We start from the raw sequence: 23,446 nt of genomic DNA on the forward strand, positions 1-23,446 counted from the left end.
GGGTCCGCGCCCCGGGCGGTGAGAGACGGCGGGAGTTCCTGACTCGTCCGGCCCCTCAGGGTGGCCGGACTCACAGTGGCGGGACCGCGCCGGATTCACACCGGCTTCCTCCCCTGTCGCCGTCTGGCGGTGGGCGGACCGGATGATCCACCCAGGAGCATAGTAAGGGTCCCGCCGAGAAGGGCGGGGGGTGCCACCGGTGTGATGGTCGGTATGCTCGCCGCCATGTCCTCGGCGCTCCCTTCCATATCCTCCCAGGCCACAGCGGTCTCACGGGACCGTGGTGACGCCTGCCCGGGGACGCTGAGGCTGCACGCCGCCGACGACGGTGCCCTCGCCCGGGTACGGATACCCGGCGGGGTCCTGGGCGTCGTCCAGGCCGAGGCGCTGGCGGAAGCGGCCCGGCGGCTGGGCGACGGGGACCTTCATCTGACGTCCCGGGGCAACGTGCAACTGCGGCGGCTGCGCGACGGCTGCGGCGGGGAGCTCGCCGGGCTGCTGGACGCGGCCGGGCTGCTGCCCTCGCCGGGGCACGAACGGGTGCGCAACATCGTCGCCTCGCCGCTGTCCGGCCTCGACGGGCGCGGCCTCCGGGACGTACGGCCCTGGCTGTCGGCCCTGGACGCCGCGTTGTGCGCGAGCGACCGGGCGCGGGAGCTGTCGGGCCGGTTCCTGTTCGCGCTCGACGACGGGCGCGGGGACGTGACCGGGCTCGGCGCCGACGTCACCGTGCGGGCGGCCGGCGACGACCACGCGCTGGTCTCGCTGGGCTCGATGGACGACGCCTGGCGGGTGGCCGCGGGCGAGGCGTCCCGGGCGGCGCTGCTGGCGGCGGAGGCCTTCCTCGACGTCGCGCGCGAGTCCGGGTCGCGGGTGTGGCGGGTGGACGAACTCGCCGTACCGGCCCGTGTCCTGACGCGGGCGGTGGACCGCCGTCTGTCCGGGGCGGAAGTCGCCCACGTCAAGGAGCGGACGCACACGCCCCGTACGGACGGGCCTCCTCCCGGGCTCGTCGGGGACGCCCTGTGCGTGCACGTCCCGCTGGGCCGTCTCACCGGCCCGCAGTGGCGGGAGTTGACCCGCGTCGCCGCCCCGACGCGGGAAGCCGAACTGCGGTTGACGCCGTGGCGCGGCGTCGTCGTACCCGTCGGGGGCCTGGGCACGACGGACACCGCCGACGCCCTCGACCGCCTCTTTGCCGCCGGCCTCGTCACCGACGCCGCCTCCCCCTGGCCGCGCGTCGGTGCCTGCATCGGCCGCCCGGGGTGCGGGAAGTCCCACGCCAACGTGCGGGCAGACGCGGCCGGCGGCCTGTCCGCCGCAAGCCGGTCCCCGCTCCCCCTGTACTGGTCCGGCTGCGAACGCCGTTGCGGACACCCGCGGGGCGACCGGATCGACCTGGTCGCCGTCCCCGAGGGCGGCTACCGCCTCACCGTCGGCGCACCTGGCGGCCCGACACGCACCACGGTCCTGACGGACCCCTCCCAACTCGCCACCGCACTGGCGGCGATCACCCCATGAGCCGTACGACGACCGAGAGCAGCGGGAAGAGCACCGTGACCACGCACGCATACGAGAAGGACGGAGCGGCCATCTACCGCCAGTCCTTCGCCACGATCCGGGCGGAGGCGGACCTCACGGGCCTGCCCGCCGACGTCAGCCGGGTCGCCGTCCGGATGATCCACGCCTGCGGCATGGTCGACCTCGTGCGCGACATCGGCCACACGCCCACGGTGGTGGCCCGCGCCCGCGAGGCCCTGCTGGCCGGTGCGCCGATCCTCTGCGACGTGCAGATGGTGGCCAGCGGTGTGACCCGCAAGCGGCTGCCCGCGGACAACGAGGTGCTGTGCACCCTCTCCGACCCGGCGGTCCCGGGGCTGGCGGCGGAGCTGGGCACCACGCGCAGCGCCGCCGCGCTGGAGCTGTGGCGCGACCGCCTGGAGGGCTCCGTGGTCGCCGTCGGCAACGCGCCCACCGCCCTCTTCCGGCTCCTGGAGATGATCGAGGAGGGCGCGCCGAGGCCCGCGGCCGTCATCGGCGTGCCGGTCGGCTTCATCGGCGCCGCCGAGTCCAAGGACGCCCTGGCCGCCCACCCCTCGGGCCTGGAGCACCTGGTCGTCCGGGGCCGTCGCGGAGGCAGCGCCATCGCCGCCGCCGCACTCAACGCGATCGCGAGCGAGGAAGAATGAGCGGCAAGCTGTACGGGGTCGGGCTCGGTCCCGGCGACCCGTCCCTGATGACCGTGCGCGCGGTCGAGGCCATCGCCGAGGCGGACGTGATCGCGTATCACAGCGCCCGGCACGGACGCTCCATCGCCCGCTCCATCGCGGAGCGGCACCTGCGCGCCGACCACGTCGAGGAACGGCTGGTCTACCCGCTCACCGTCGAGACCACCGACCATCCGGGCGGCTACCAGGGCGCCATGGACGACTTCTACGCCGAGGCCTCGGCGCGGCTCGCCGCCCACCTCGACGCGGGCCGCACGGTCGCCGTCCTCGCGGAGGGCGACCCGCTCTTCTACGGCTCCTACATGCACATGCACAAGCGGCTCGCCGACCGGTACGACACCGAGGTGATCCCCGGTGTGACGTCCGTGTCCGCCGCCGCGGCCCGGCTGGGCACGCCGCTCGTCGAGGGTGAGGAGGTGCTGACCATCCTGCCGGGCACGTTGCCCGAGGAGGAGCTGACGGCCCGGCTCGCCTCGACGGATTCGGCCGTGGTGATGAAGCTGGGCCGTACCTTCGCCAAGGTGCGCCGCGCGCTGGAGGGGTCGGGGCGGCTCGACGAGGCGCGGTACGTCGAGCGGGCCACGATGGCGGGAGAGCGCCTCGCGGAGCTGGCGGACGTCGAGGCCGAGTCCGTGCCCTACTTCTCGGTGGCGGTGCTGCCGAGCCAGGTGGACGCCGAGCCGCCGGTGCCGGAGCCGGGTGCCGTCGGGGAGGTCGTGGTCGTGGGGACCGGGCCGGCCGGCCCGTTGTGGCTGACGCCCGAGACGCGGGGCGCGCTCGCCGCCGCCGACGACCTGGTCGGGTACACCACCTACCTGGACCGTGTCCCGGTCCGGGCAGGTCAGCGGCGCCACGGATCGGACAACAAGGTGGAGGCCGAGCGCGCGGAGTTCGCGCTGGGTCTCGCCCGGCGGGGGCGCCGGGTCGCCGTCGTCTCCGGCGGCGACCCCGGGGTCTTCGCCATGGCCACGGCCGTGCTGGAGGCCGCCTCGGCCGAGGAGCACGCGGACGTTCCGGTGCGGGTGCTGCCCGGGGTGACCGCCGCCAACGCCGCCGCCGCCCGTGCGGGGGCGCCGCTCGGGCACGACTACGCCGCCCTCTCGCTGTCCGACCGGCTCAAGCCGTGGGAGGTCATCGCCGAGCGGCTGCGGGCCGCGGCCGGGGCCGACCTGGTGCTGGCTCTGTACAACCCGGGTTCCGGCAGCCGGACCTGGCAGGTCGGCAAGGCCCGCGAGTTGCTCCTCGAGCACCGGGCGCCGGACACGCCCGTCGTGGTCGCCCGGGACGTGGGCGGTTCCGGCGAGCGGGTGCGGATCGTGCGGCTGGCGGACCTGGACCCGGCCGAGGTCGACATGCGCACGATCCTGCTGGTCGGCTCGTCCCAGACGCGGGTGGTGCGGCGCGGCGACGGCGAAGAGGTCGTGTGGACGCCCCGCCGCTACCCGGAGACGTGAGGGGCGCCCGGCGGCCGACGCCCCGCGTGTGCCTCCCGGACCCACATCGCCGCCTCCCCGGGCCCGCTCACGACCGGCACGCCCTCGGGCACCGGGGGTCTGCGCACCACGACCACCGGCACCCCGGCCTCACGGGCGGCCGCCAGCTTCGGCGCGGTGGCCTCTCCCCCGCTGTCCTTGGTGACCAGGACGTCGATCCGGTGCCGGCGCAGCAGCTCGCGTTCGCCGTCGAGGGTGAACGGGCCGCGGTCGAGCAGTACCTCCGTGCGGGGCGGACGCGGTGCCTCGGGCGCGTCGACCGACCGCACGAGGAACCACAGGTCGCGCAGACCGGCGAAGGCGGCGAGACCCATGCGGCCGGTGGTGAGGAAGACCCGCCCGCCGAGCGCGGGGAGCAGCGCGGCTGCCTCCGCGAGGGACCCGGCCTCGTGCCAGTCGTCCCCGGCCACCGGCGCCCAGCCGGGGCGGCGCAGGGCGAGCAGGGGGACCCCGGCGGTGGCGGCGGCCCGAGCGGCGTTGAAGCTGATGGTGCCGGCGAACGGGTGGGTGGCGTCGACCAGCAGGTCGACGGTGTGCTCGCCGAGCCAGACGGCGAGCCCTTCGGCTCCGCCGAAGCCGCCGACGCGCACCTCGCCGGGCGGCATCCGGGGCGCGGCCACCCGTCCGGCCAGGGAGTTCGTCACCCAGAGCCCCGGCAGGTGTTCGGACGCCAGGAGTTCGGCGAGCCTGCGGGCCTCCGTGGTGCCGCCGAGGATCAGTACGTGCACGGCAGGGTCGTTCCCTTTCTGCGGTTTCGTCCCTCTGGCGGGACAAGAGTGAGCGGGACATGAGCGGCGAGGCCAGGGGCGGTCGCGGCGCCCAACTCAAGCACACCGGTCTGCGACCCGGCTGGACCACGGGAGCCTGCGCGACGGCGGCGACGACCGCCGCGTACACGGCGCTGCTGACGGGTGACTTCCCCGACCCGGTGACGATCACGCTGCCCAGGGGCCAGACGCCGTCCTTCGCGCTCGCGGCCGAGGAGCTGACGGACGGCTGCGCGATGGCGGGGATCGTGAAGGACGCGGGCGACGATCCGGACGTCACGCACGGGGCGCTGGTCCGGGCGACGGTGCGGCGTCTGCCCGCCGGGTCCGGGGTCGTCTTCCGCGCCGGACCGGGCGTGGGCACGGTCACCCGCCCCGGCCTGCCGCTGCCGGTCGGCGAACCGGCCGTGAACCCCGTGCCCCGGCAGCTGATGCGCGACCACGTCGCACGGGTCGCCGAGCGGTACGGCGCCGGCGGTGACGTCGAGATCACCGTCTCCGTCGACGACGGCGAGGAGATCGCCCGCTCCACCTGGAACCCCCGGCTCGGCATCCTCGGCGGCCTCTCCGTCCTGGGCACCACCGGGATCGTCGTGCCGTACTCGTGCTCGGCGTGGATCGACTCGATCCGGCGCGGGGTGGACGTGGCCCGTGCTGCGGGGCGTACGCATGTCGCGGGGTGCACCGGCTCCACCTCGGAGCGGACCGTCGTCGAGGAGTACGGCCTGCCCGAGGACGCGCTGCTGGACATGGGCGACTTCGCGGGCGCGGTACTGAAGTACGTCCGCCGCCATCCCGTGGACCGCCTGACGGTGTGCGGCGGTTTCGCGAAGCTCTCCAAGCTCGCCGCCGGCCACCTCGATCTGCACTCCGGGCGCTCCCAGGTCGACAAGGGCTTCCTCGCCGGGCTCGCCCGGCGCGGCGGCGCCGACGAGGCCCTGACCGCCGAGGTGGCGGGGGCCAACACCGGGCTCGCCGCCCTCCAGCTGTGCCGGGCGGCCGGGGTTCCGCTGGGCGACCTGGTGGCGAGGGCGGCCCGCGACCAGTCGCTGGCCGTGCTGCGCGGGGCGCCGGTCGCGGTCGACGTGATCTGCGTCGACCGCGCGGGGACGGTGGTGGGCCGCAGCGGGGTGGCCTGAGCGCGGGACAGGGGGACTACCCGTCCGCGTGGCCGGTCTCGTCCCGCACCGGGCCCACCCGCAGGCGGTTGCCGTCCGGATCGCTGAGGGCGAGTTCCCGTCCCCAGGGCTGCTCCTCGGGCACGACGCCGAACTCGGCGGCGACCGCGTCGAGGTCGGCGAACCGCAGGTACATCAGGGTGTCCGGGCGCGCGTCGCCCTCGTGCTCCGACAGATGGAGCCGGACCCGCCCGCGGGCGACCTCCGCGAACACGGGGAACCCCGGTTCGAAGCGGTGCTCCCACTGCTGGACGAAGCCCAGCCGGGCGTACCAGCGCACCGCCGCCGCCGCGTCGCGCACCCGCAGGATCGGGATGACCTCTTCGGACGCCGCCTGGGACTCAGCAGACATGCCGGTCCCGCTCCGTCGAGTACAGGTGGCTGTCGCGGAACTGCTCCGCGCCGAGCGTCCGCCCGACCATGATGACGGCCGTGCGCAGCACCCCCGCGTCCTTCACCTTCCCGGCGATCTCGTCGAGCGTGCCGCGGAGGACCAGCTCGTCGGGGCGGGAGGCGTAGGCGACGACGGCGGCGGGGCAGTCGGCGCCGTAGTGCGGCAGCAGCTCGTCCACCACACGGTCCACGTACCGGGCGGCGAGGTGCAGCACGATCAGCGCGCCGCTGCGGCCCAGGGTGGCGAGGTCCTCGCCCTCGGGCATGGCGGTGGCCTGCTGGGCGACGCGGGTCAGGATGACCGTCTGCCCGACCGTCGGCACGGTCAGCTCCCGCTTCAGGGCGGCCGCCGCCGCGGCGAAGGCCGGAACGCCCGGGACCACCTCGTAAGGCACCCCGGCCGCGTCCAGCCGCCGCATCTGCTCCGCGACCGCGCTGAACACGGAGGGGTCCCCGGAGTGCAGCCGGGCGACGTCGTGGCCCTCCTCGTGCGCGCGGACCAGTTCGGCCGTGATCTCGTCCAGGGTGAGCTGCGCGGTATCCACCAGCCTCGCGTCCGCGGGGCACTCCGCGAGCAGTTCGCGCGGCACCAGGCTGCCCGCGTACAGGCAGACCCGGCAGGCGGCGAGCGTCCGGGCGCCGCGCACCGTGATCAGGTCGGCGGCGCCGGGGCCGGCACCGATGAAGTACACGGTCATATGTCTGCTCCTGCGGATGGTTCGACGGTCTTCTCCACGGCCCACTGGGTGACCGGCATCGCCTGCCGCCACCCGGTGAAGCCGCCCACGGGGACGGCGTGCGCCACGGCCAGGCGGACCAGTTCGCCGCCGTGGCGGCGGTGGGCGTCGGCGAGCAGCGCCTCGGATTCCAGCGTCACGGTGTTGGCCACCATGCGGCCGCCGTCCGGCAGCGCGTCCCAGCAGGCGGCCAGCAGGCCGGGGGCGGTGAGGCCGCCGCCGACGAACACCGCGTCCGGCCGGGGCAGCCCGGCCAGCGCCTCGGGGGCGGCCCCGGTCACCACTTGGAGACCCGGCACGCCGAGCCGTTCGGCGTTGCGGGTGATGCGCTCGGCACGGGCCGGGTCCCGTTCGACGGTGATCGCCCGGCAGGCGGGGTGCGCACGCATCCATTCGACGGCGATCGAGCCGGAGCCGCCGCCGACGTCCCACAGGAGTTCGCCGGGTGCGGGGGCCAGCGCGCCGAGCGTGGCGGCGCGGATGTGCCGTTTGGTGAGCTGCCCGTCGTGCTCGTAGGCCGCGTCCGGCAGGCCCGGCACCGCGCCCAGGCGCAGGGCCTCCGGGTCCCGGCGGCACTCGACGGCGACGATGTTGAGGGGGTCGCCCGGTGGGTGCGGCGGCGGCCAGTCCTCGGCGGTGGCCGGTGCCGTCGTGCGCTCCCGCACGCCGCCGAGCTGTTCCAGCACCCGCATCCGGCTCGGGCCGAAGCCGCGGTCCCTGAGCAGGGCGGCGACCTCGTCGGGGGTGGTGGCGTCCGCGCTGAGCACGAGGAGGCGCCGGCCGTCGTGCAGGGCGGCGGCGAGGCGGGCCGCGGGCCGTCCCACGAGCGTGACGACCTCGACGTCCTCCAGGGGCCAGCCGAGGCGGGCGCAGGCGTGGGAGACGGACGAGGGGTGCGGCAGGACGCGCACGGCGCCGGGCCCGAGTTCTTCGGTGAGGGCGCGGCCGATGCCGTAGAACATGGGATCGCCGCTGGCCAGGACGGCGATACGGCGGCCGGCGTGCGCGGCGAGGAGGCCGGGGACCGCGGGCCGCAGTGGGGAGGGCCAGGCGACCCGTTCCCCGCCGCACTCCGGGGGCAGCAGATCGAGTTGGCGTGCGCCGCCGATCACGACGTCCGCGTCGAGCAGGGTCCCTCGCGCGGTGTCCGCGAGCCCTTCCCAGCCGTCGGCGCCGATCCCGACGACGGCCGGTGCGGGGGTGTGGGCGGTGGTCACTGCTGAGTACCTCGGGGTCCGGGAGAGGCGGCAGACGCGCTCTGCCGAAGACGCACTCTACGGGGCGCCCACCTGCGCAGGGCCGCTCGGGTGCACATCGTCCGTGCACATCGGATCCTCCTTGTTGCATACTGTTCGCAACAGCTTGTTCTGCGTATGAAGGCGTGAGTGCCGTGCTTGCGCCCATGCGTTCCGGCCCGGTGCCGGCCATCGACCGGGCGGCGCGGGCGGGGGATCCTCGCGCCGCCCTCCTCCCCCCTTCACCGCCAGTGACCGCCCGATGACCTCCGGCATCCGTGTCCACCGCGGACCCGGGGTGCTCGCGCACATCGAAACGCTCCGTTCGGTGTACGTCGACGCGTTCTGCGCGCCGCCCTGGAACGAGGACGAGGACAGGGCGACGGAGTTCGCGGCGCGGCTGCGGGTGGACGCGGGCCGGCCCGGGTTCACCGCGGCGACCGCCGTACGGGACGGGGAGGTCGCCGGTTTCGCCACCGCGTGGACGACCCCGGCGCCCTTTCCCACCGACCGCTGCCACCCGCAGGCCGCGGCGGGCCTGGGCGCCGGCCGCACCGCCGACTGGCTGTGCGGCGCCCGGGGGATCGACGAACTGGCCGTCCGCCGAGCGGACCGCGGCTCCGGTCTCGCGGGCGGCCTGCTGGACGCGGTGACCGAGGACGCGCCCGGGGGACGCGCCTGGCTGCTGACGTCGGTCCGCGGCGGACCGGCCCTCGCCTTCCACCGCCGCCGGGGCTGGACCCAGGCGACCCACCCCTCCCCCGACGGCCGAGGCATCGTCGTGCTCATCGGCCCGCGCCATCCCGCCCGTTTCTCGGTGCCGCTTCCCCTCTGAGCCGCTTGGTCACGCGCAGGTCCCGGCGGCCTGACTGGTCCCACCCGCGTGAGTGATGAAAACTGACGCCATGGACCGCTTGCCACGGCGGAGCATCGCCGGCCAGGTCTTTCTGCTGCAGGTCGGCACAGCGGTGCTGCTCATCGTCACCGCGGTGGTGCTCCTTGTGTTCCAGGCACAGCGGGTCAGCACCGACGACGCCCGCCATGCCGCCCGGGGCGTCGCGGAGTCCTTCGCCACCGCGCCGGGCACGGCGACGGCCGTCACCGGGACCGACCCCACCGCGGTGCTCCAGCCCCGTGCCCAAGCCGTCGCCAAGTCCGCCGACGTCGACTACGTCGTGGTCTTCGACGACGAGGGCATCCGCCTGACACACCCCGATCCCGCGCTGATCGGGAAACGCATCGTCGGCCCACCCGGGGTACTGGAGGAGGTCCTCGACGGCCGGTCGTTCACCCGGACGTTCGATTCGAGCGTGGGCCCGACGGTGAATGCCGACGCCCCCGTGCGGGCGGCGGACGGCCGCGTGGTGGGCGGTGTGGCCGTGGGCATCACGATCACCAACGTCAACGAGTCGGCCAACCGTCAAATGCCCGCTCTCCTGATCGCGGGCGCCACCTCCTTCGCGCTGGCCCTCGGTGCCGGAGCCCTGGTGAGCCGGCGGCTGCGGCGGCAGACCCACGGTCTCGGACCGGTCGAGATCACCCGCATGTACGAACACCACGACGCGGTGCTGCACACCATCCGGGAGGGTGTGCTGATCGTCGACGGCGACCGTCTGGTGCTCGCCAACGACGAGGCGCGGCGCCTCCTCGGCCTCCCCGAAGGGTGCGAGGGGCTCCCCCTCGACGGCCTCGGACTGGACCCGGCGATCGTCGAACTGCTCACCTCGGGCGACACCCGCACGGACGAGATGCACACGGCCGGGGACCGGCTCCTGGCGATCAGCCTGCGCCGGGTGGACCGGGAGGACGTGGCCACCGGATCCGTGGCCACGCTGCGGGACACGACCGAGCTGCACCGGGAGCGGAGCAGGGCGGAGCGCGCCCACAAGCGGCTGGAACTCCTCTACGACGCGAGTGCCCGGATCGGCACCACACTCGACGTGGTGCGCACCGCCGAGGAACTGGCGGAGGCGTCGACGCCACGGTGCGCCGACTTCGTCACCGTCGAACTGCTGGAAGCGGTACTGCGGGGCGAGGAAGCCGCCCCGGGCGACCTGACCATGCACCGCGTGGTCCTGCACGGCGTGCGCGACGACGCGCCGCTGATCCCGGTCGGCGAGGCGATGACCATTCGGCCCGGCACTCCCGCGACAACGGGTCTCGCCTCCGGACACGCCGTTCTCGTCGCGGACCTGAGCGCGGAGACCGGCTGGCAGCTACAGGATCCCGACCGCGCGCCCAGGGTCCTCGCCTACGGCATCCACTCACTGGTCTCCGTTCCCCTGCGCGCCCGGGGCGTCGCGCTCGGCGTGGCCAACTTCTGGCGCGGTGCGGGCTCCGAGCCGTTCACCCGGGAGGACCTGTCCATCACCGAGGAACTGGCGTCGCGAGCCGCGGTCGCCATCGACAACGCGAGGCGCTACCACCGCGAGCACACCGTCGCGGTGGCTCTGCAGCGCAGCCTGCTGCCGCACGGACTGCCGGTGCAGAACGCCCTCGACATCGCCTACCGCTACCTGCCGGCGCAGGCGGGCGTGGGCGGCGACTGGTTCGACGTGATCCCGCTGTCCGGCGCGCGGGTCGCCCTCGTGGTGGGCGACGTCGCCGGTCACGGTCTGCACGCCGCGGCCACCATGGGCCGGCTGCGGACCGCCGTGCAGAACTTCGCCGGCCTGGACATGGCTCCCGACGAGCTCCTCGGCCACCTCGACGAACTGGTGACCGGCCTCGACCGGGACCGCGCCGAGACGAGCAGCGGTTCGGACATCGTCGGTGCCACCTGTCTCTACGCCGTGTACGACCCGGTCTCCGGTGACTGCACCATGGCCCGCGCCGGGCACCCGCCGCCGGCCGTCGTCCGCCCGGACGGCAGCGTGGACTTCCCCGAGCTGCCGCCCGGCCCTCCGCTGGGCCTCGGCGGCCTGCCCTTCACCCCGGCCGAGTTCCGGCTCCCCGAGGGCAGCCGGCTCGTCCTGTTCACCAACGGGCTGGTGACGGACCGGGGCCGGGACATCGAGGCGGGCCTCGACCAGCTCCGCAGGCGGCTCGCCGGCGCGGACCGGACGCCGGACGAGACCTGTGCCGTGCTGCTGGACGCGCTGCTCCCCGACCGCCCCGACGACGACATCGTCCTGCTGGTGGCCCGGACCCGGGCCTTCCCCGCCGACCGGGTCGCCGAGTGGCACGTGCCGCGTGACCCCGCGGCCGTCGCCGGCGTCCGGGCCGACGCGACGCGCCGACTCAGCGAGTGGGGCCTCGAGGAGACGGCGTTCACCACCGAGCTGATCCTCAGCGAGCTGGTCACCAACGCCATCCGGCACGCGGCCGAACCGGTGCGCGTCCGGCTGCTGCTCGACCGCAACCTGATCTGCGAGGTCTCCGACGGCAGCAGCACGGCACCCCACCTGCGCATGGCCGCCACCACCGACGAGGGAGGCCGCGGCCTGTTCCTCGTCGCCCAGTGCGCCACGCGCTGGGGCACCCGGTATCACGCGCAGGGCAAGGTCATCTGGACCGAACAGTCCCTGAACCCGCTGGACACCGACGGCCCGTGACCGCCCCCGCTACCCCGCCGGACAGCAGTCGCCGCGCTTCGAGCCGTTCGGCGCGCGGTAGTAGAGGCAGCAAGTGCGCGCCGGAACGTGAGATCCGGTCCGGTGGTCGAGGACGATGCCGTGCAGGAACACGCAGGCCAGGGCGGGCGACCAGAGGCGTGCCGCGTGACCGAGGCGGGCGATGGACACGCCGATCCGCGCTTCCGGCGCGCGGTGGCGGTGCGCGACGGCCTCGGCGAGGTCGGTGAACCCCGCGCGTAGGAGGGGCCGACCGGATGCCGGTCGGCATCTCCACCCCCGACGCGCAGGACGGAGAAGCCCTCGAGGGCGGTGACGTCGGCGGGCGGCATCTGAACGTTTCCGGACACCGGGTGCTCCTCGTGAGCGCCGAGTCAGGAGGCCGGGCCGCGTCGCGGGGGCGTGATGGCGTACAGGTCGAGGATGTCGGGCCGCGGTGCGACACCTGGGCCGCCGGCGCGGACCCAGTCGGCGATGTCCTCGGTGGCGTCGGGGTCGTTGACCAGTCCGAGCCAGACGGGACGGGCGCCGGCGGCGCGGCCCGCCGCGGAGGGCTGGACGACGATCACGTTGGCCTGTTCGCACACGTCGAGGCAGTCCGACACCCGCACGGGCACCCGGGCCCGCAGACGCGTCGTCTGCGCCGCGTGATCGACGCCGATGATCTTCGGGGTGCCGCAGCAGCAGTCCCGGCAGACGACGACGCGCGAGGGCGTCGGGTCCGCGGGTGCGCCGGGCGTCGCCCCGGCCGGGCCGGCGTGGGCGGGCATACGGCATCGTCCCTCTCCCCGGGGAGATCCGCCCCGGTGGTCCGTCGAGGAGGCGACCGCGTGAGTCTCCTGGCTCTCGGGTCGTCGCTCGCCCCACCCCTTCCCACCCGGTGCGGGCAGTGGTCGTGTGGGGGCTCGCTCGCCGATCACAGTGGCGGGACCGCGCCGGATTCGCACCGGCTTCCTCGGGCCGCCGTCGCCCAATTGCTCCGGGCATCCTCGCATCCCGGCCCCGGAGCTGTCAGCGGGGCCCCGCTCCGCCCTTCAGGCGCTGGTCCGCAACCCGCTCGCCGAGCCGTACCTGCTCGGCGTCTCCTCCGGCGCCTCCCTCGGCGCGGTCTCGGTCATCGTCTTCGGCGTCGGCGTCCTCGGCCCCCTGTCGCTGTCGGCCGCCGCGTTCGCCGGCGCCCCCGGCGCGCTGGTGATCGTGCACGCCACCGCCCGCACCGGGGCGCATCACCTCGACGCGCCTGGTCCTGTCCGGGGTGGCGGTCGCGGCGGTGCTCACCGCCGTCCTCGACCTGCTGCTGCTCACCACCGACCACGGCGACGAGGCCCGGGCGGTGCTCGCCCGGACCCTGGGCGGTCTCGGCGGCGTCAACTGGGAGACCCTGTGGCTGCCGGAACTGGCGGTGCTGCTGGGCATCGGCGTGCTCCTGGTGCAGGCCCGCAACCTCAACCTGCCGCCGGCCGGTGAGGAGGCGACGCGCCGCGACCGACCTGTCCGTCGAGGGCGTCACCCTCACCGCCGGAGCACGCCACCTGGTGCGCGACGTCTCGCCGACCGCCTCGGCGGGCGAGGTGATCGGCCTGGTCGGTCCCAACGGCAGCGGCAAGTCCAGCCTGCTGAGGGCCGTCTACCGCGTCCTGCGCCCGGACACCGGTACGGTCCGCGTCGACGGCGCCGACACCTGGTCGATGCCCGCGCGGCGACTCACGCGCACGGTGGCGGCCGTGGTGCAGAACTCGGCCACGGACTTCGACCTCGCCGTCCGGGAGGTCGTGGCCATGGGCCGGACGCCGCACAAGCGGATGCCGGCCGGCGACACGGCGGAGGACGCCGCCGTCATCGACCACGCCCTGGCCGTGGTCGACGCCGACCGGCTGGCCGACCGTCCCTTCGACCGGCTCTCCGGCGGCGAGCGCCGGCGGGTCCTCATCGCCCGCGCTCTCGCCCAGCGGCCCGCCCTGCTGGTCCTCGACGAGGCGACCACCAACTCGCCGTCCGCCATCAGCTGGACGTCCTCGACGTGCTGCGCCGGCTGTCGGCGACCGTGCTGCTCGCCCCGCACGACCTCAACCTGGCCGCGTACTGCTGCGACCGCCCCCACGTCCTGCGCGAGGGGGAGGTCGCGGCCTCGGGCCCGCCGGCCGAGGTGCTCACGCCGTCGCTGCTCGCCGACGTGTACGGGGTCGTGGGAGGGGAGAGCGTGCATCCGCGTACGGGCGCGCCCCAGGTGACGTTCGTGCCCGGCGAGCGTCCGAGCGACCTCCCGACCGAGCGGCCGCGCTGACGCGCCGGGGCCACGTCGCGAGCGGGCCGCGTCAGTTGTTCACGTCCTGCTCGAAGTCCTCGGCGCAGGCGTCCCGTTCGCTCTGCGAGTCGGCGTGCTGGACGCAGTCGTCGAAGTCCTTGAACTCGTCCGAGTTGAGGATGGACGCACCGATCGCGATGATCACCACGGAGGCGATCAGACCGAGCACGCCGAGTACGGCGCCGACGATGGACATCCCACGGCGCGGCGCCCGTCCGCCGCGCGCCCTGCGCGCGCCGATGATGCCGAAGATCAGGGCCAGCAGACCGAGCAGGGCCCCGCCGATGACGGTCCAGAAGAGCAGGAGGGCCAGGATGCCGAGGACGAGGGCGGCGACCGCCATGCCGTTGGAGCGCCTCATGCCGGCGTCGTGGTGCGTCTGGTGGGCGTCGCCGGAAGATGCGGGGTGTTCGGGAAACGACACGTCGTCACTCTCATCTCTGTTTCCGTCCGGTTGAGTTGCCGTACGTGCCGGATGCCCCGATGTCGATGACGGATGCGTGGGAGGCCGGATCCGGCGCCGTGTGCGCCGCGCCTGCCGGCCCGCACCGGGACGGGCGGGGCCGGCGGGAGCCTGCTCGCCCTCCGGGCCGCGGACCGGATGCACGAGCGGGCGGCCGGGCGGTCGCGTGGGCCGGTCTCCGGCCGCCCGGGTCGACCGGCATCCGAGAGGGCGGCGGCTACGAACCACGAGTGAGGGTTGTGCGGCGACTCGCATCCGTCGCCGTGGGACACGGTGCGGGCGGGATTACCCGTTCAGCCTGGACTTCCGCTACGGCTGGGACGGCATCGACGACGGGAGTTTCGACTTCCCGCCGGGCACCACCTGGTTCGTCGGCGGGAGACTCTCCCGGTACGGCGCGGCGAAGGCCTCGTTCTGTCAGGGCATGGCCGCGAACGGATTCACCGCTCGCGGCCCATGACGGGGTGACCGGGCGGACCGGCGGGCGGGTGGGCCGCGGTCCGCCCGCTTTCGCCCGGGGTCACCGCCTCCCGCGACGGGGAGCCTTCGCCGCCGAGTACGGCGCCCGGGCGCCGTCCGCCGTACTCGGCAGGGCGCTCCGCACGGCCGCTTCCTCTCTCGCCGCCTGCTCGGGGTGTCTCGCCGCCCAGTAGGGGTTGTCGTGCGAGAGCTTGCTGGAGACCCGGCCGTACATGCCGAACGTGGCGATGAACAGTCCCATGACGAAACTGAAGATCACGTTGCTCATGCCGAAGCCCAGGATGTTGGCCGGACGGTCCAGCACGAAGATGTGCGCGAAGCCGCTCAGGAAGAAGAGCGCGCCCACCACGATGTTGAGGGTGGAGGCGACGTTGCCGCCGATCACCGCCCCGCCGAGCAGCGCCAGTCCCACCACGGTGGAGATGACGCTGAGGGCGACGTTCGTGGTCATTCCGGCGACCATGCCGCCCCCCGTGCGGAACGGGCTGAGCGCGTCGGCGAAACCGAGGGCGGCGAAGGCCAGCAGGACGAGACCGCAGAATCCGGCACCGTAGCGGTAGACGCTCGCCAGGTGGTGGTCGACGGGCAGTTCGTCTCGTAGCTTCATGCACCTGTTTCGCCGGCCGCCCCCGGATCGGATGCGCCGGTACGCCGTTCACCCGGGTGGAGCAGAGGGCTCGCCACGTGCGCCCGTCGCGACGGGCGCGGTCGCGCCGATGCCCTCATGATCTCGTATCAGGGACGAATCGGAGTGAGCGCCGGAGGGAATCGGTCATGGGAAGCACCGTGCACTGGCTCTTCGGGGACCAGCTCGGGCCGCACTTCCTCGCGCCGGGCGAAGACGGTCCCGGCCGGGACACACCGCTGCTCATGGTGGAGGCCCGGTCGGTGTTCCGGCGGCGCCGCTTCCACCGGGCCAAGGCGCACCTGGTGCTCTCCGCCATGCGGCACCGTGCCGCCGAACTGGGCGACCGGGTGACCTATGTGCGGGCCGACACCTACCGGGAGGGTCTGGACCGGGCCGCCCGCGGCCGACAGGTCACCGTCCACCACCCGACCTCGTACGCCGCCCTCCGGCTGGTGCGCTCCCTCCCCCGGGTCACCGTCGGCCCGGCCCGGGGCTTCATGGTTGCGGCGGACGACTTCGCCGCGTGGGCCGACGGACACGGTGGCGGACGGCTGCGGCAGGAGGACTTCTACCGCTGGGTGCGCCGGCGGCACGAGCTGCTGATGGACGCCGACAGCCCGGCGGGCGGTCGCTGGAACTTCGACCACGACAACCGGCGGCCTCCCCCGCGCGAGGCCGACACCCTGCCGGTTCCCGGGCCCTACCGGCCGCGCGAGGACGAGATCGACCAGGAGGTCCGCCACGACCTCGACCGGTGGGAGAAGGACGGCGGCGTCTCCTTCGTCGGACGCGACGGGCCGAGACTGTTCCCGGCCACCCGCACGGAGGCGCGGGCGGCACTCAAACGCTTCCTGGCGCGCCGGCTGGGCAGCTTCGGGCCGTACGAGGACGCCATGCTCGCCGCCGACCCCGTGATGAGCCACAGCCTGCTGTCGTCCTCGCTCAACCTCGGCCTGCTCGACCCCGTGGAGTGCGTGGAGCGCGCGGAGGCGGAGTGGCGCGCCGGCCGGGCGCCGCTGGGCAGCGTGGAGGGGTTCGTCCGGCAGATCGCCGGATGGCGCGAGTACGTGTGGCAGCTGTACTGGTACTTCGGTGAGGAGTACCGGCGGTCCAACGAGCTGCGCCACACCGCGCCCCTCCCCGACTGGTGGAGCGAGCTGGACGCGGACGCGGTGCGGGCGCGCTGCCTGCACACGGTGCTGTCCCAGGTACGGGACACGGGGTGGACCCACCACATCCCCCGGCTGATGATCCTCGGCAGCCACGCCCTCCAGCGCGGCTGGGACCCCGCCGCGGTGACGGACTGGTTCCACCGCTGCTTCGTGGACGGCTACGACTGGGTCATGGTGCCCAACGTCGTCGGCATGTCCCAGTACGCCGACGGCGGCCGGATGACGACCAAGCCCTACACGTCGGGCGGCGCCTACGTGCACCGGATGAGCGACCTGTGCGGACCGTGCCACTACCGGCCGGGCGACCGGACCGGCGAGCACGCCTGCCCCTACACCGCGGGCTACTGGACCTTCCTCGACCGGCACCGGGAACGGCTCGGCCACAACCACCGGACCGCCCGTCCGGTGCGACAGATGGAGCGGCTCACCGACCTGGCCGACGTGCGCCGCCAGGAGCGGGCCCGCGGCGAGGCGCCTCCTTGAGCGAGGGCCGTGAGTGACGGGCGGGAATCCGGCGCATCCGTTCGGGCCCGCCCGGCGGAAGCATGGGTGTGCAAATGACCGAGAGCGACAAGGGGTTGTGCATGCTGGGACCGCCGTCCACGGTGACCGAGCCGGTCAGACCGGCCGACGGCCCGCTCACGGCCCGTGACGCCGTCCGGGCGGCCGAGGCGGAACTCGACGCCGTCCTCGACGCCAGGCTGCGGCAGGCACGCGAGGTCGATCCCGTGTACGCCCGCGACGTCGCCGAGCGCGTCGCCGCCTTCGTACGGCGCGGCGGCAAGCGGCTGCGCACGGCGTTCGCGTGGTGCGGGTGGCGGGCCGCCGGCGGAGCCGGGGACGTCACGCCGGTCCTGCGCACGGGCGCGGCCCTGGAACTCGTCCAGGCGTGCGCGCTCGTCCACGACGACGTGATGGACGGATCAGCGCTGCGCCGCGGCGCGCCCGCCGTCCACGTCGACCTCGCCGGCGCGCACCTCGCCGCGGGGATGAGCGGCTCCGCCGACGCCTTCGGCGCGTCCGCCGCCGTACTCGTCGGCGATCTGGCCCTGGCGTGGGCGGACGACCTGCTGACCGAGACGGCGCTCCGCTCGCCGTACGGTGCGCGGCTGCACCAGGAGTGGCAGGACATGCGCGGCGAGATGGTCGCCGGCCAGTACCGGGACCTGCACGCGCAGGCCACCGGGGCGTCGGGCGTCGACGCGGCGCTGAGCGTCGCCACCCTCAAGAGCGCCCTGTACACGGTCGAACGCCCACTGGCGCTGGGCGCGGTACTCAACGGTGCCGACGGGCCCGCCCTGGACGCGCTGCGGGCCGCCGGACGGTGTGCCGGGCTCGCCTTCCAGCTCCGCGACGACCTGCTCGGCGCCTTCGGCGACCCGGCGGTGACGGGCAAACCGGCCGACGACGACCTGCGCACGCGCAAGCTGACGTGTCTGCTCGCGGTCGGCCTCAGGGCCGCCGAGGCCGGCGGCGACGCGGATGCCGCCGACGCGCTCGCCCCGGGGGTGCGGCCCGGCGCGGACGACGAAGTGCGCCGGATGCGCGACGCGCTGGAACGCACCGGGGCGCGGGCCGTCGTCGAGGCGACCATCACGGAGCTGGCCGCGAAGAGTCTGCGGCACTTCGCCCGTACCGGCGCCGAGCCCGCCGTACGCCGTGAGTTCACCGCCCTGGTCGAGCGGGCGTCCGGTGTCGTCGCGGGGCGCACCACCGGGGAGGCCGCGTGAGGACGGTGACGGGCCCGACGGATCACGTGGTCGTGGTGGGCGCCGGCCTCTCCGGGCTGGCCTGCGCGCTGCACCTGCTGGGCGCGGGCCGCCGGGTGACGGTCGTCGAACGGGACGACGGGCCGGGCGGCCGGGCGGGCCGGGTGAGCCTGGGCGGCTACGAGATCGACACGGGGCCCACGGTGCTGACCATGCCGCACCTGGCCGACGAGGCGTTCGCCGCCGTGGGCGACCGCCTCGACCGCCATGTCGAGCTGACGCCCCTGCATCCGGCGTACCGGGCGAGTTTCGCCGACGGGAGCGCCCTCGACGTCCACACCGACGGCGACGCGATGGAGGCGGAGGTGAGGCGGTTCGCGGGCCCTGCCGAGGCGGCCGGCTACCGCGGGCTGCGGAACTGGCTGGAGCAGCTGTACCGGGCACAGATGCGGCGGTTCATCGACACGAACTTCGACTCGCCCTTCCAGCTGCTCCACCCCGACCTGGCCCGGCTGGCGGCGCTGGGCGGCTTCGGGCGGCTGGACCGGCGGATCGGCCGCTTCATCGCCGACCCGCGGCTGCGCCGTGTCTTCTCCTTCCAGGCGCTGTACGCCGGTGTGGCCCCGGCCCGGGCCCTCGCGGCGTACGCGGTGATCGCCTACATGGACACCGTGGCCGGCGTCTGGTTCCCCAAGGGCGGCATGCACGCGCTGCCCCGCGGGATGGCGGACGCGGCGGGCGCGGCGGGGGCCGGGTTCCGCTGGTCGTCCGAGGTGACGTCGCTGGAGCGGTCGGCGGGCCGGGTGCGGGCCGTGCGGCTGGCCTCCGGGGAGCGGATCCCGTGCGACGCCGTGGTGCTGACCTGCGAACTGCCCGCCGCGCACCGGCTGCTGGGGCGTACGCCGAGGCGTCCGGTGCGGCTGCGGCACTCCCCCTCGGCGGTCGTCCTGCACGCCGGAACCGACCGGACGTGGCCCGGTCTCGCCCACCACACGCTGTCCTTCGGCGGCGCCTGGGAAGCCACCTTCGACGAACTGACCCGCACGGGGCGGCTGATGAGCGACCCGTCCCTGCTGATCACCCGGCCGACGACGCACGACCCCGGCCTCGCACCGCCGGGCCGGCACCTCCACTACGTCCTCGCACCGTGCCCGAACACCGACGTGGGGCCCTCCGCCGCCGCGTGGCGGGACCTGGGCCCCCGCTACCGGGACGCCCTGGTCGCCGAGCTGGAGCGGCGGGGACTGGACGGGTTCGCGGCCGGTGTCCAGGAGGAGTTGCTGATCACCCCGCTGGACTGGGCGGCGCAGGGGCACGCGGCGGGCAGCCCCTTCTCGGTCTCCCACACCTTCGCCCAGACCGGCCCGTTCCGCCCCCGCAACCTGGTGCGCGGCGTGGACAATGTCGTGCTGGCGGGCTGCGGCACCACCCCGGGCGTCGGTGTGCCGACCGTACTGATCAGCGGCAAGCTCGCCGCCGCGCGGGTCACCGGCGGGGCCCGTACCGCCGCCCGTACCGTGCACCCCCGTCCGGCGCCACGAGCCGAGCGTGCCGATACCACCCCGACCGCGGAAGGCTCCCATGGCCCGTCGTGAACTGGATGCCGCACACATCACCGATCCCGGCCTGCGCGCCGACTACACCCTGTGCAGACGGCTCAACGCCCGCCACGGCAAGACCTACTTCCTGGCCACCCGGCTGCTCCCGCTGGAGCGCCGCGCCCGCGTGCACGCACTGTACGGCTTCGCCCGCTGGGCCGACGACATCGTCGACGACCTGGACCGGCACCGCACACCTGCGGAACGCGACCGGCTGCTGCGGGTCCTGGAGAGCGACCTCGCGCACGGGCTGCGGACCGGTGAGGGGACCGAGCCCGTGGTCCGGGCGGTCGCCGACACCGCCGCCCGGCACGGCATCGAGCACTCGCTGTTCGCCGACTTCCTCGTGTCGATGCGCAGCGATCTGCACGTCACGGACTACCCGACCTACGCCGGCCTGCGCGCCTACATGCACGGCTCGGCCGCGGTGATCGGCCTCCAGATGCTGCCGGTGCTGGGCACGGTCGTCCCCCGCGAGGAAGCCGCCCCGCACGCGGCCGACCTCGGGGTCGCCTTCCAGCTCACCAACTTCCTGCGGGACGTCGGCGAGGACCTGGACCGGGGCCGCGTGTACCTGCCGGCCGACCTGCTCGCCGCGCACGGTGTGGACCGGCCGCTGCTGGAGTGGAGCCGCCGCACGGGACGACGGGACCCGCGGATCCGCGCGGCGCTCGTCGCCGCCGAGGCCATGACGCGGGAGGTGTACCGGGCGGCGGAGCCGGGCATCGCCATGCTCGATCCACGGGTGCGTCCCTGCATCCGCACCGCGTTCACGCTCTACGGCGGGATTCTCGACGCGATCGCGGAGCAGGACTACACCGTGGTGCACCGCCGTGCCGTGGTCTCGCGCGGGCGTCGCGCGGCCACGGCCGCCACCGGAGTGGTGGGCGTCGTACGCGCGCGCCGACGTGCCCGCGGCACGCACCCGGCGCCGCTGACGGGCGATGCGGCGCCCCGGACGAAAGGACCCGTGCAGTGAGTGACCGAGCGGACCGGACGGGCTGGACCCCGCCGCTGCGGCGGCGCGGCCGGTCGGACTGGGCGACCCAGACTCCGACCTGGCGGGAGGCGCGCCCCGCACTGATCGACGATGCCCTCAAACGGGCGTCGGCGCGTCCCTCGGGCAACTGGTTCGTCGTCGGTGCCTCCCGGGACGTGCGCGCCGGTGGCCGTCCTTGTGGCAGAACCGTGGGCGGCACCGAGGTGGTGCTGTGGCGGTCGGACACCGGTGAGCTGCGCGGGGGCCCGGGGGCGTGCCCGCATCTGGGAGCGCCCCTGCGGGAGAGCCGCGTGGTGTGCGGGACGCTGGTGTGCCACTGGCACGGACTGGCCCTGGACGGCGGGCCGTTCGCGGGGTGGGAGCCGTTCCCGGTCCACGACGACGGTGTCCTGGTGTGGGTCCGGCTGGACGCGGTCGGCGGCGAGGAGCCGTCGGAGCGTCCCGTGGTCCCGGACCGGCCCGCTCCGGGCGGCGGTGTGGACGCCGTCTTCACGGCCGTCGGGCGGTGCGAGCCCCAGGACGTGGTCGCCAACCGGCTCGATCCGTGGCACGGCTCGTGGTTCCACCCGTACTCGTTCGTGGATCTGACGGTGGCCCGGCCGCCGCTGGGCGACGCGGACGACGCCTTCGTGGTGGACGTGTCGTTCCGGGTGACGGGCCGTCTGGTGGTGCCGGTCCGGGCGGAGTTCACCGCACCGGAGCCGCGTACGGTCGTCATGCGGATCACGGAGGGTGAGGGGTCCACGTCCGTCGTGGAGACCCATGCCACGCCGCTGACCGCCGAGGGGGCCGCGCGTCCGCGGACCGCCGTCGTCGAAGCGGTCGTCGCGGCCTCCGACCGGCGGGGCTTCGCACTCGCGCGGGCCGCCGCGCCGGTGCTGCGCCCGTTGATGCGCCGGACGGCCGGGCGGCTGTGGCGCGACGACCTCGCCTACGCGGAGCGGCGGTGGGCACTGCGCAGCACGGGCCGGTTCCCGGGCTGAGCGCGGCGGTTCCCGGCCCGGCCGAGTGCCCGCAGTACGGGTGACCGGCCGGCCCGGGGCACCGTCCACAGCACCTGACCCCGCACTCCCCAGCCGGCGAGGAGCGCTCCGGCCGCCAGGAACCCGGTGGTGGCCGCGCGTTCCATCAGGGCGACGGGCAGGTCGCAGCGGATGGCGTCGCCGGCCAGCGTCACGTTCGGGTGGGGGGTCACGACGGTGGGCCGCCGGGAGTAGGAGCCGACGGGGAACAGGGGGCAGTCCGCGCGCCATTCGTGCCGGGCGTCGACGATCCGGGCCCGCCGTGTCTCGGGGTAGACCCGGCGGAGGCTGTCGAGGAGGCGGTTCTGCACGGTCTCGGGGTGGGCGTGGACGGGGACCGCGTAGGCGTGCAGTTCCACCACCGAGCCTCCGGTCCGGGCGGCCCAGCGGGCGGCCTCCCCCTCGTAGCGCTCCAGCACGCTGATGTTGTCCAGTCCGTCGTAGCCGCTGGTGCCGAGGAACCCGGCGCGGTCGGCGTGGACCGGCCGGTCCAGCCAGAGCCGGGAGACGAGGAAGGGCGGTGCGGTGCCGAGCGAGGCGATGTCCTCGCGCCAGGCCGGTGTGCCGAGCCCGGGTGACGCGGCGGTCAGTCCGCGCAGGGCTCCGGGGTCGAGTGCGAGCACGGCGGCGTCGTACCGGTCCAGGGCGTCGTCGGTGCGCACCTCCACCCCCCCGTCGTCGTCCGGGTGGACGCCGCGCACGGGGGTGCCGGTGCGGAGGTCGGCACCGAGGCGCTGGAGGTAGTCGCCGAGCGGGTCCCACAGGGCCTGGGGGAACGGCTCGTCCGGCACGTCGAAGAGCAGGCCCTCGGCCGAGCCGAGGAAGTAGATGTGGAACATCAGCAGCAGTTCCGCCGCGGACAGTTCCCGCGGGTCCGCGAAGAAGCTGCGGGAGAACACCTCGAAGGCCAGATGGTGCGCGGCCTCGGGGAAGCGGACGCGTTCGAGGAACTCCGTGGCGCTCATGGAGTCGAACCGGTCGTAGACCTCGGGCACCCGGACGTCGAGGAGCGGCAGGGCGGCCCCGGCGTCCATGGCGGCGAGGTCGCGCCAGCCGAAGGTGGGGCTCAGGGCGACGAAGCCGAGCGCGCTGAGCGGCGGGGTGCGCGGGACCCGGGCGAAGCTGTCGGTCAGTCCGCCGCTGTGGCGCAGCGGGTAGTCGGGCAGGGGGCGCAGCCGGTCGAGTCCGGGGTCGGTGCGCCGCAGCAGGCCGCGCAGGTTGTAGTACTGACGGAAGAAGGCGTGGAAGCCGCGGCTCATGGTGGCCCCGGACCCGTCGGCGAGGCGGGTGGGCCGGCCCGCCAGCCGTCCGCCGAGTGTGTCCTCGCGTTCGTACAGGGTCACACGGGCGCCGCGTTCGGCCAGCAGGGTGGCCGCGGCCAGTCCGGCGATTCCCCCTCCGACCACGGCGACCGCTGGGGCGTCCCCGGGGTCGAGGCGGTCCCGGCCCGGCGGGGGCATCACGAT

General features: G+C 74.8%; 20 protein-coding genes, 2 pseudogenes and 2 riboswitches. Of the genes and pseudogenes, 14 read left to right on the forward strand and 8 right to left on the reverse strand.

Annotated features, from left to right (window positions below; genetic code table 11):
- Positions 1-10: 10 nt before the first annotated feature.
- Positions 11-158: riboswitch (cobalamin riboswitch) on the reverse strand.
- Positions 159-213: 55 nt separating this feature from the next.
- The 3 genes from OIE75_RS01615 to OIE75_RS01625 are packed head-to-tail and all read left to right on the forward strand — an operon-like array spanning position 214 to position 3,682.
- Complete coding sequence (locus OIE75_RS01615; protein WP_443078266.1) at positions 214-1,521, forward strand: cobalamin biosynthesis protein CobG; 1,308 nt, start codon at positions 214-216, stop codon at positions 1,519-1,521.
- Positions 1,518-2,189 carry a precorrin-8X methylmutase gene (locus OIE75_RS01620; protein WP_122617922.1) on the forward strand — a complete coding sequence of 224 codons (672 nt, stop codon included), beginning with the start codon at positions 1,518-1,520 and terminating at the stop codon, positions 2,187-2,189. Before OIE75_RS01615 ends, OIE75_RS01620 begins: the two co-directional genes overlap by 4 nt.
- Positions 2,186-3,682 (forward strand): precorrin-2 C(20)-methyltransferase, encoded by a 1,497-nt coding sequence (locus OIE75_RS01625; protein WP_307008988.1) that lies wholly within the window; start codon positions 2,186-2,188, stop codon positions 3,680-3,682. Before OIE75_RS01620 ends, OIE75_RS01625 begins: the two co-directional genes overlap by 4 nt.
- Here OIE75_RS01625 and OIE75_RS01630 read toward each other — a convergent pair.
- A complete protein-coding gene (locus OIE75_RS01630; protein ID WP_329469136.1) occupies positions 3,667-4,449 on the reverse strand; it encodes a cobalt-precorrin-6A reductase in 783 nt (260 codons plus the stop codon). The two genes, OIE75_RS01625 and OIE75_RS01630, sit on opposite strands and share 16 nt — an antisense overlap.
- A gap of 59 nt (positions 4,450-4,508) precedes the next feature.
- On the opposite strand from OIE75_RS01630, the gene OIE75_RS01635 reads away from it, so the two are divergent.
- Positions 4,509-5,627, forward strand: a complete 1,119-nt coding sequence (locus tag OIE75_RS01635; RefSeq protein WP_329469138.1) for a cobalt-precorrin-5B (C(1))-methyltransferase — start codon at positions 4,509-4,511, stop codon at positions 5,625-5,627.
- 16 nt (positions 5,628-5,643) lie between these two features.
- Here the strand turns inward: OIE75_RS01635 and OIE75_RS01640 are convergent, their stop codons facing one another.
- From OIE75_RS01640 to cbiE, 3 genes are read right to left on the reverse strand one after another with little or no spacing between them, the layout of a single operon-like run.
- Positions 5,644-6,018 (reverse strand): glyoxalase superfamily protein, encoded by a 375-nt coding sequence (locus OIE75_RS01640; RefSeq protein ID WP_329469139.1) that lies wholly within the window; start codon positions 6,016-6,018, stop codon positions 5,644-5,646.
- Positions 6,008-6,757 carry a precorrin-4 C(11)-methyltransferase gene (cobM, locus tag OIE75_RS01645; protein ID WP_329469141.1) on the reverse strand — a complete coding sequence of 250 codons (750 nt, stop codon included), beginning with the start codon at positions 6,755-6,757 and terminating at the stop codon, positions 6,008-6,010. The genes OIE75_RS01640 and cobM overlap by 11 nt, the downstream gene beginning before the upstream one ends.
- Positions 6,754-8,013, reverse strand: a complete 1,260-nt coding sequence (gene cbiE / locus OIE75_RS01650) for a precorrin-6y C5,15-methyltransferase (decarboxylating) subunit CbiE (RefSeq protein WP_329469143.1) — start codon at positions 8,011-8,013, stop codon at positions 6,754-6,756. The genes cobM and cbiE overlap by 4 nt, the downstream gene beginning before the upstream one ends.
- Positions 8,014-8,293: 280 nt before the next feature.
- On the opposite strand from cbiE, the gene OIE75_RS01655 reads away from it, so the two are divergent.
- The 3 genes from OIE75_RS01655 (at position 8,294) to OIE75_RS01665 (ending at position 11,846) form a co-directional block, all read left to right on the forward strand.
- Positions 8,294-8,866, forward strand: a complete 573-nt coding sequence (locus tag OIE75_RS01655) for a GNAT family N-acetyltransferase (protein WP_329469144.1) — start codon at positions 8,294-8,296, stop codon at positions 8,864-8,866.
- 70 nt (positions 8,867-8,936) lie between these two features.
- Positions 8,937-11,585, forward strand: coding sequence for a SpoIIE family protein phosphatase (locus OIE75_RS01660; RefSeq protein ID WP_329469145.1), 2,649 nt, complete (start codon positions 8,937-8,939; stop codon positions 11,583-11,585).
- Between the two features lie 120 nt (positions 11,586-11,705).
- Complete coding sequence (locus tag OIE75_RS01665) at positions 11,706-11,846, forward strand: hypothetical protein (protein ID WP_329469147.1); 141 nt, start codon at positions 11,706-11,708, stop codon at positions 11,844-11,846.
- Between the two features lie 131 nt (positions 11,847-11,977).
- Here the strand turns inward: OIE75_RS01665 and OIE75_RS01670 are convergent, their stop codons facing one another.
- On the reverse strand, positions 11,978-12,373 hold the full coding sequence (locus OIE75_RS01670) for a (2Fe-2S) ferredoxin domain-containing protein (RefSeq protein ID WP_329469149.1): 396 nt from the start codon (positions 12,371-12,373) through the stop codon (positions 11,978-11,980).
- 63 nt (positions 12,374-12,436) lie between these two features.
- A riboswitch (cobalamin riboswitch) is annotated at positions 12,437-12,559 on the reverse strand.
- Positions 12,560-12,629: 70 nt separating this feature from the next.
- Between OIE75_RS01670 and OIE75_RS01675 the strand changes: the two are divergent.
- Both OIE75_RS01675 and OIE75_RS01680 read left to right on the forward strand, forming a co-directional pair.
- Positions 12,630-13,077, forward strand: a pseudogene (locus OIE75_RS01675) (iron chelate uptake ABC transporter family permease subunit); the annotation flags it as partial.
- Positions 13,078-13,177: 100 nt separating this feature from the next.
- Positions 13,178-13,834 (forward strand): annotated as a pseudogene (locus OIE75_RS01680) (ABC transporter ATP-binding protein); the annotation flags it as partial.
- Between the two features lie 84 nt (positions 13,835-13,918).
- On the opposite strand, the gene OIE75_RS01685 reads toward OIE75_RS01680, so the two are convergent.
- Positions 13,919-14,332: a DUF4190 domain-containing protein gene (locus OIE75_RS01685; protein ID WP_329469151.1), complete on the reverse strand. Its 414-nt coding sequence runs from the start codon at positions 14,330-14,332 to the stop codon at positions 13,919-13,921.
- A gap of 559 nt (positions 14,333-14,891) precedes the next feature.
- Entirely contained in the window at positions 14,892-15,458 is a 567-nt protein-coding gene (locus OIE75_RS01690; protein ID WP_307009006.1) for a DUF4383 domain-containing protein, read from the reverse strand.
- Between the two features lie 167 nt (positions 15,459-15,625).
- Between OIE75_RS01690 and OIE75_RS01695 the strand changes: the two genes are divergently transcribed.
- The 5 genes from OIE75_RS01695 (at position 15,626) to OIE75_RS01715 (ending at position 21,941) form a co-directional block, all read left to right on the forward strand.
- Positions 15,626-17,134, forward strand: a complete 1,509-nt coding sequence (locus OIE75_RS01695) for a cryptochrome/photolyase family protein (protein WP_307009008.1) — start codon at positions 15,626-15,628, stop codon at positions 17,132-17,134.
- Positions 17,135-17,235: 101 nt separating this feature from the next.
- Positions 17,236-18,381: a polyprenyl synthetase family protein gene (locus OIE75_RS01700; protein ID WP_443078436.1), complete on the forward strand. Its 1,146-nt coding sequence runs from the start codon at positions 17,236-17,238 to the stop codon at positions 18,379-18,381.
- Positions 18,378-19,955, forward strand: a complete 1,578-nt coding sequence (crtI, locus tag OIE75_RS01705; protein ID WP_329469156.1) for a phytoene desaturase family protein — start codon at positions 18,378-18,380, stop codon at positions 19,953-19,955. Before OIE75_RS01700 ends, crtI begins: the two co-directional genes overlap by 4 nt.
- Complete coding sequence (locus OIE75_RS01710) at positions 19,942-20,937, forward strand: phytoene/squalene synthase family protein (protein ID WP_329469157.1); 996 nt, start codon at positions 19,942-19,944, stop codon at positions 20,935-20,937. Before crtI ends, OIE75_RS01710 begins: the two co-directional genes overlap by 14 nt.
- Positions 20,934-21,941: a DUF5914 domain-containing protein gene (locus OIE75_RS01715; RefSeq protein ID WP_307009013.1), complete on the forward strand. Its 1,008-nt coding sequence runs from the start codon at positions 20,934-20,936 to the stop codon at positions 21,939-21,941. The genes OIE75_RS01710 and OIE75_RS01715 overlap by 4 nt, the downstream gene beginning before the upstream one ends.
- On the opposite strand, the gene OIE75_RS01720 is transcribed toward OIE75_RS01715, so the two are convergent.
- Positions 21,890-23,440, reverse strand: coding sequence for an NAD(P)/FAD-dependent oxidoreductase (locus OIE75_RS01720; RefSeq protein WP_307017672.1), 1,551 nt, complete (start codon positions 23,438-23,440; stop codon positions 21,890-21,892). The genes OIE75_RS01715 and OIE75_RS01720 overlap by 52 nt on opposite strands.
- Positions 23,441-23,446: the final 6 nt, after the last annotated feature.

It is taken from the genome of Streptomyces sp. NBC_01723 (assembly GCF_036246005.1).
GTDB lineage: Bacteria > Actinomycetota > Actinomycetes > Streptomycetales > Streptomycetaceae > Streptomyces.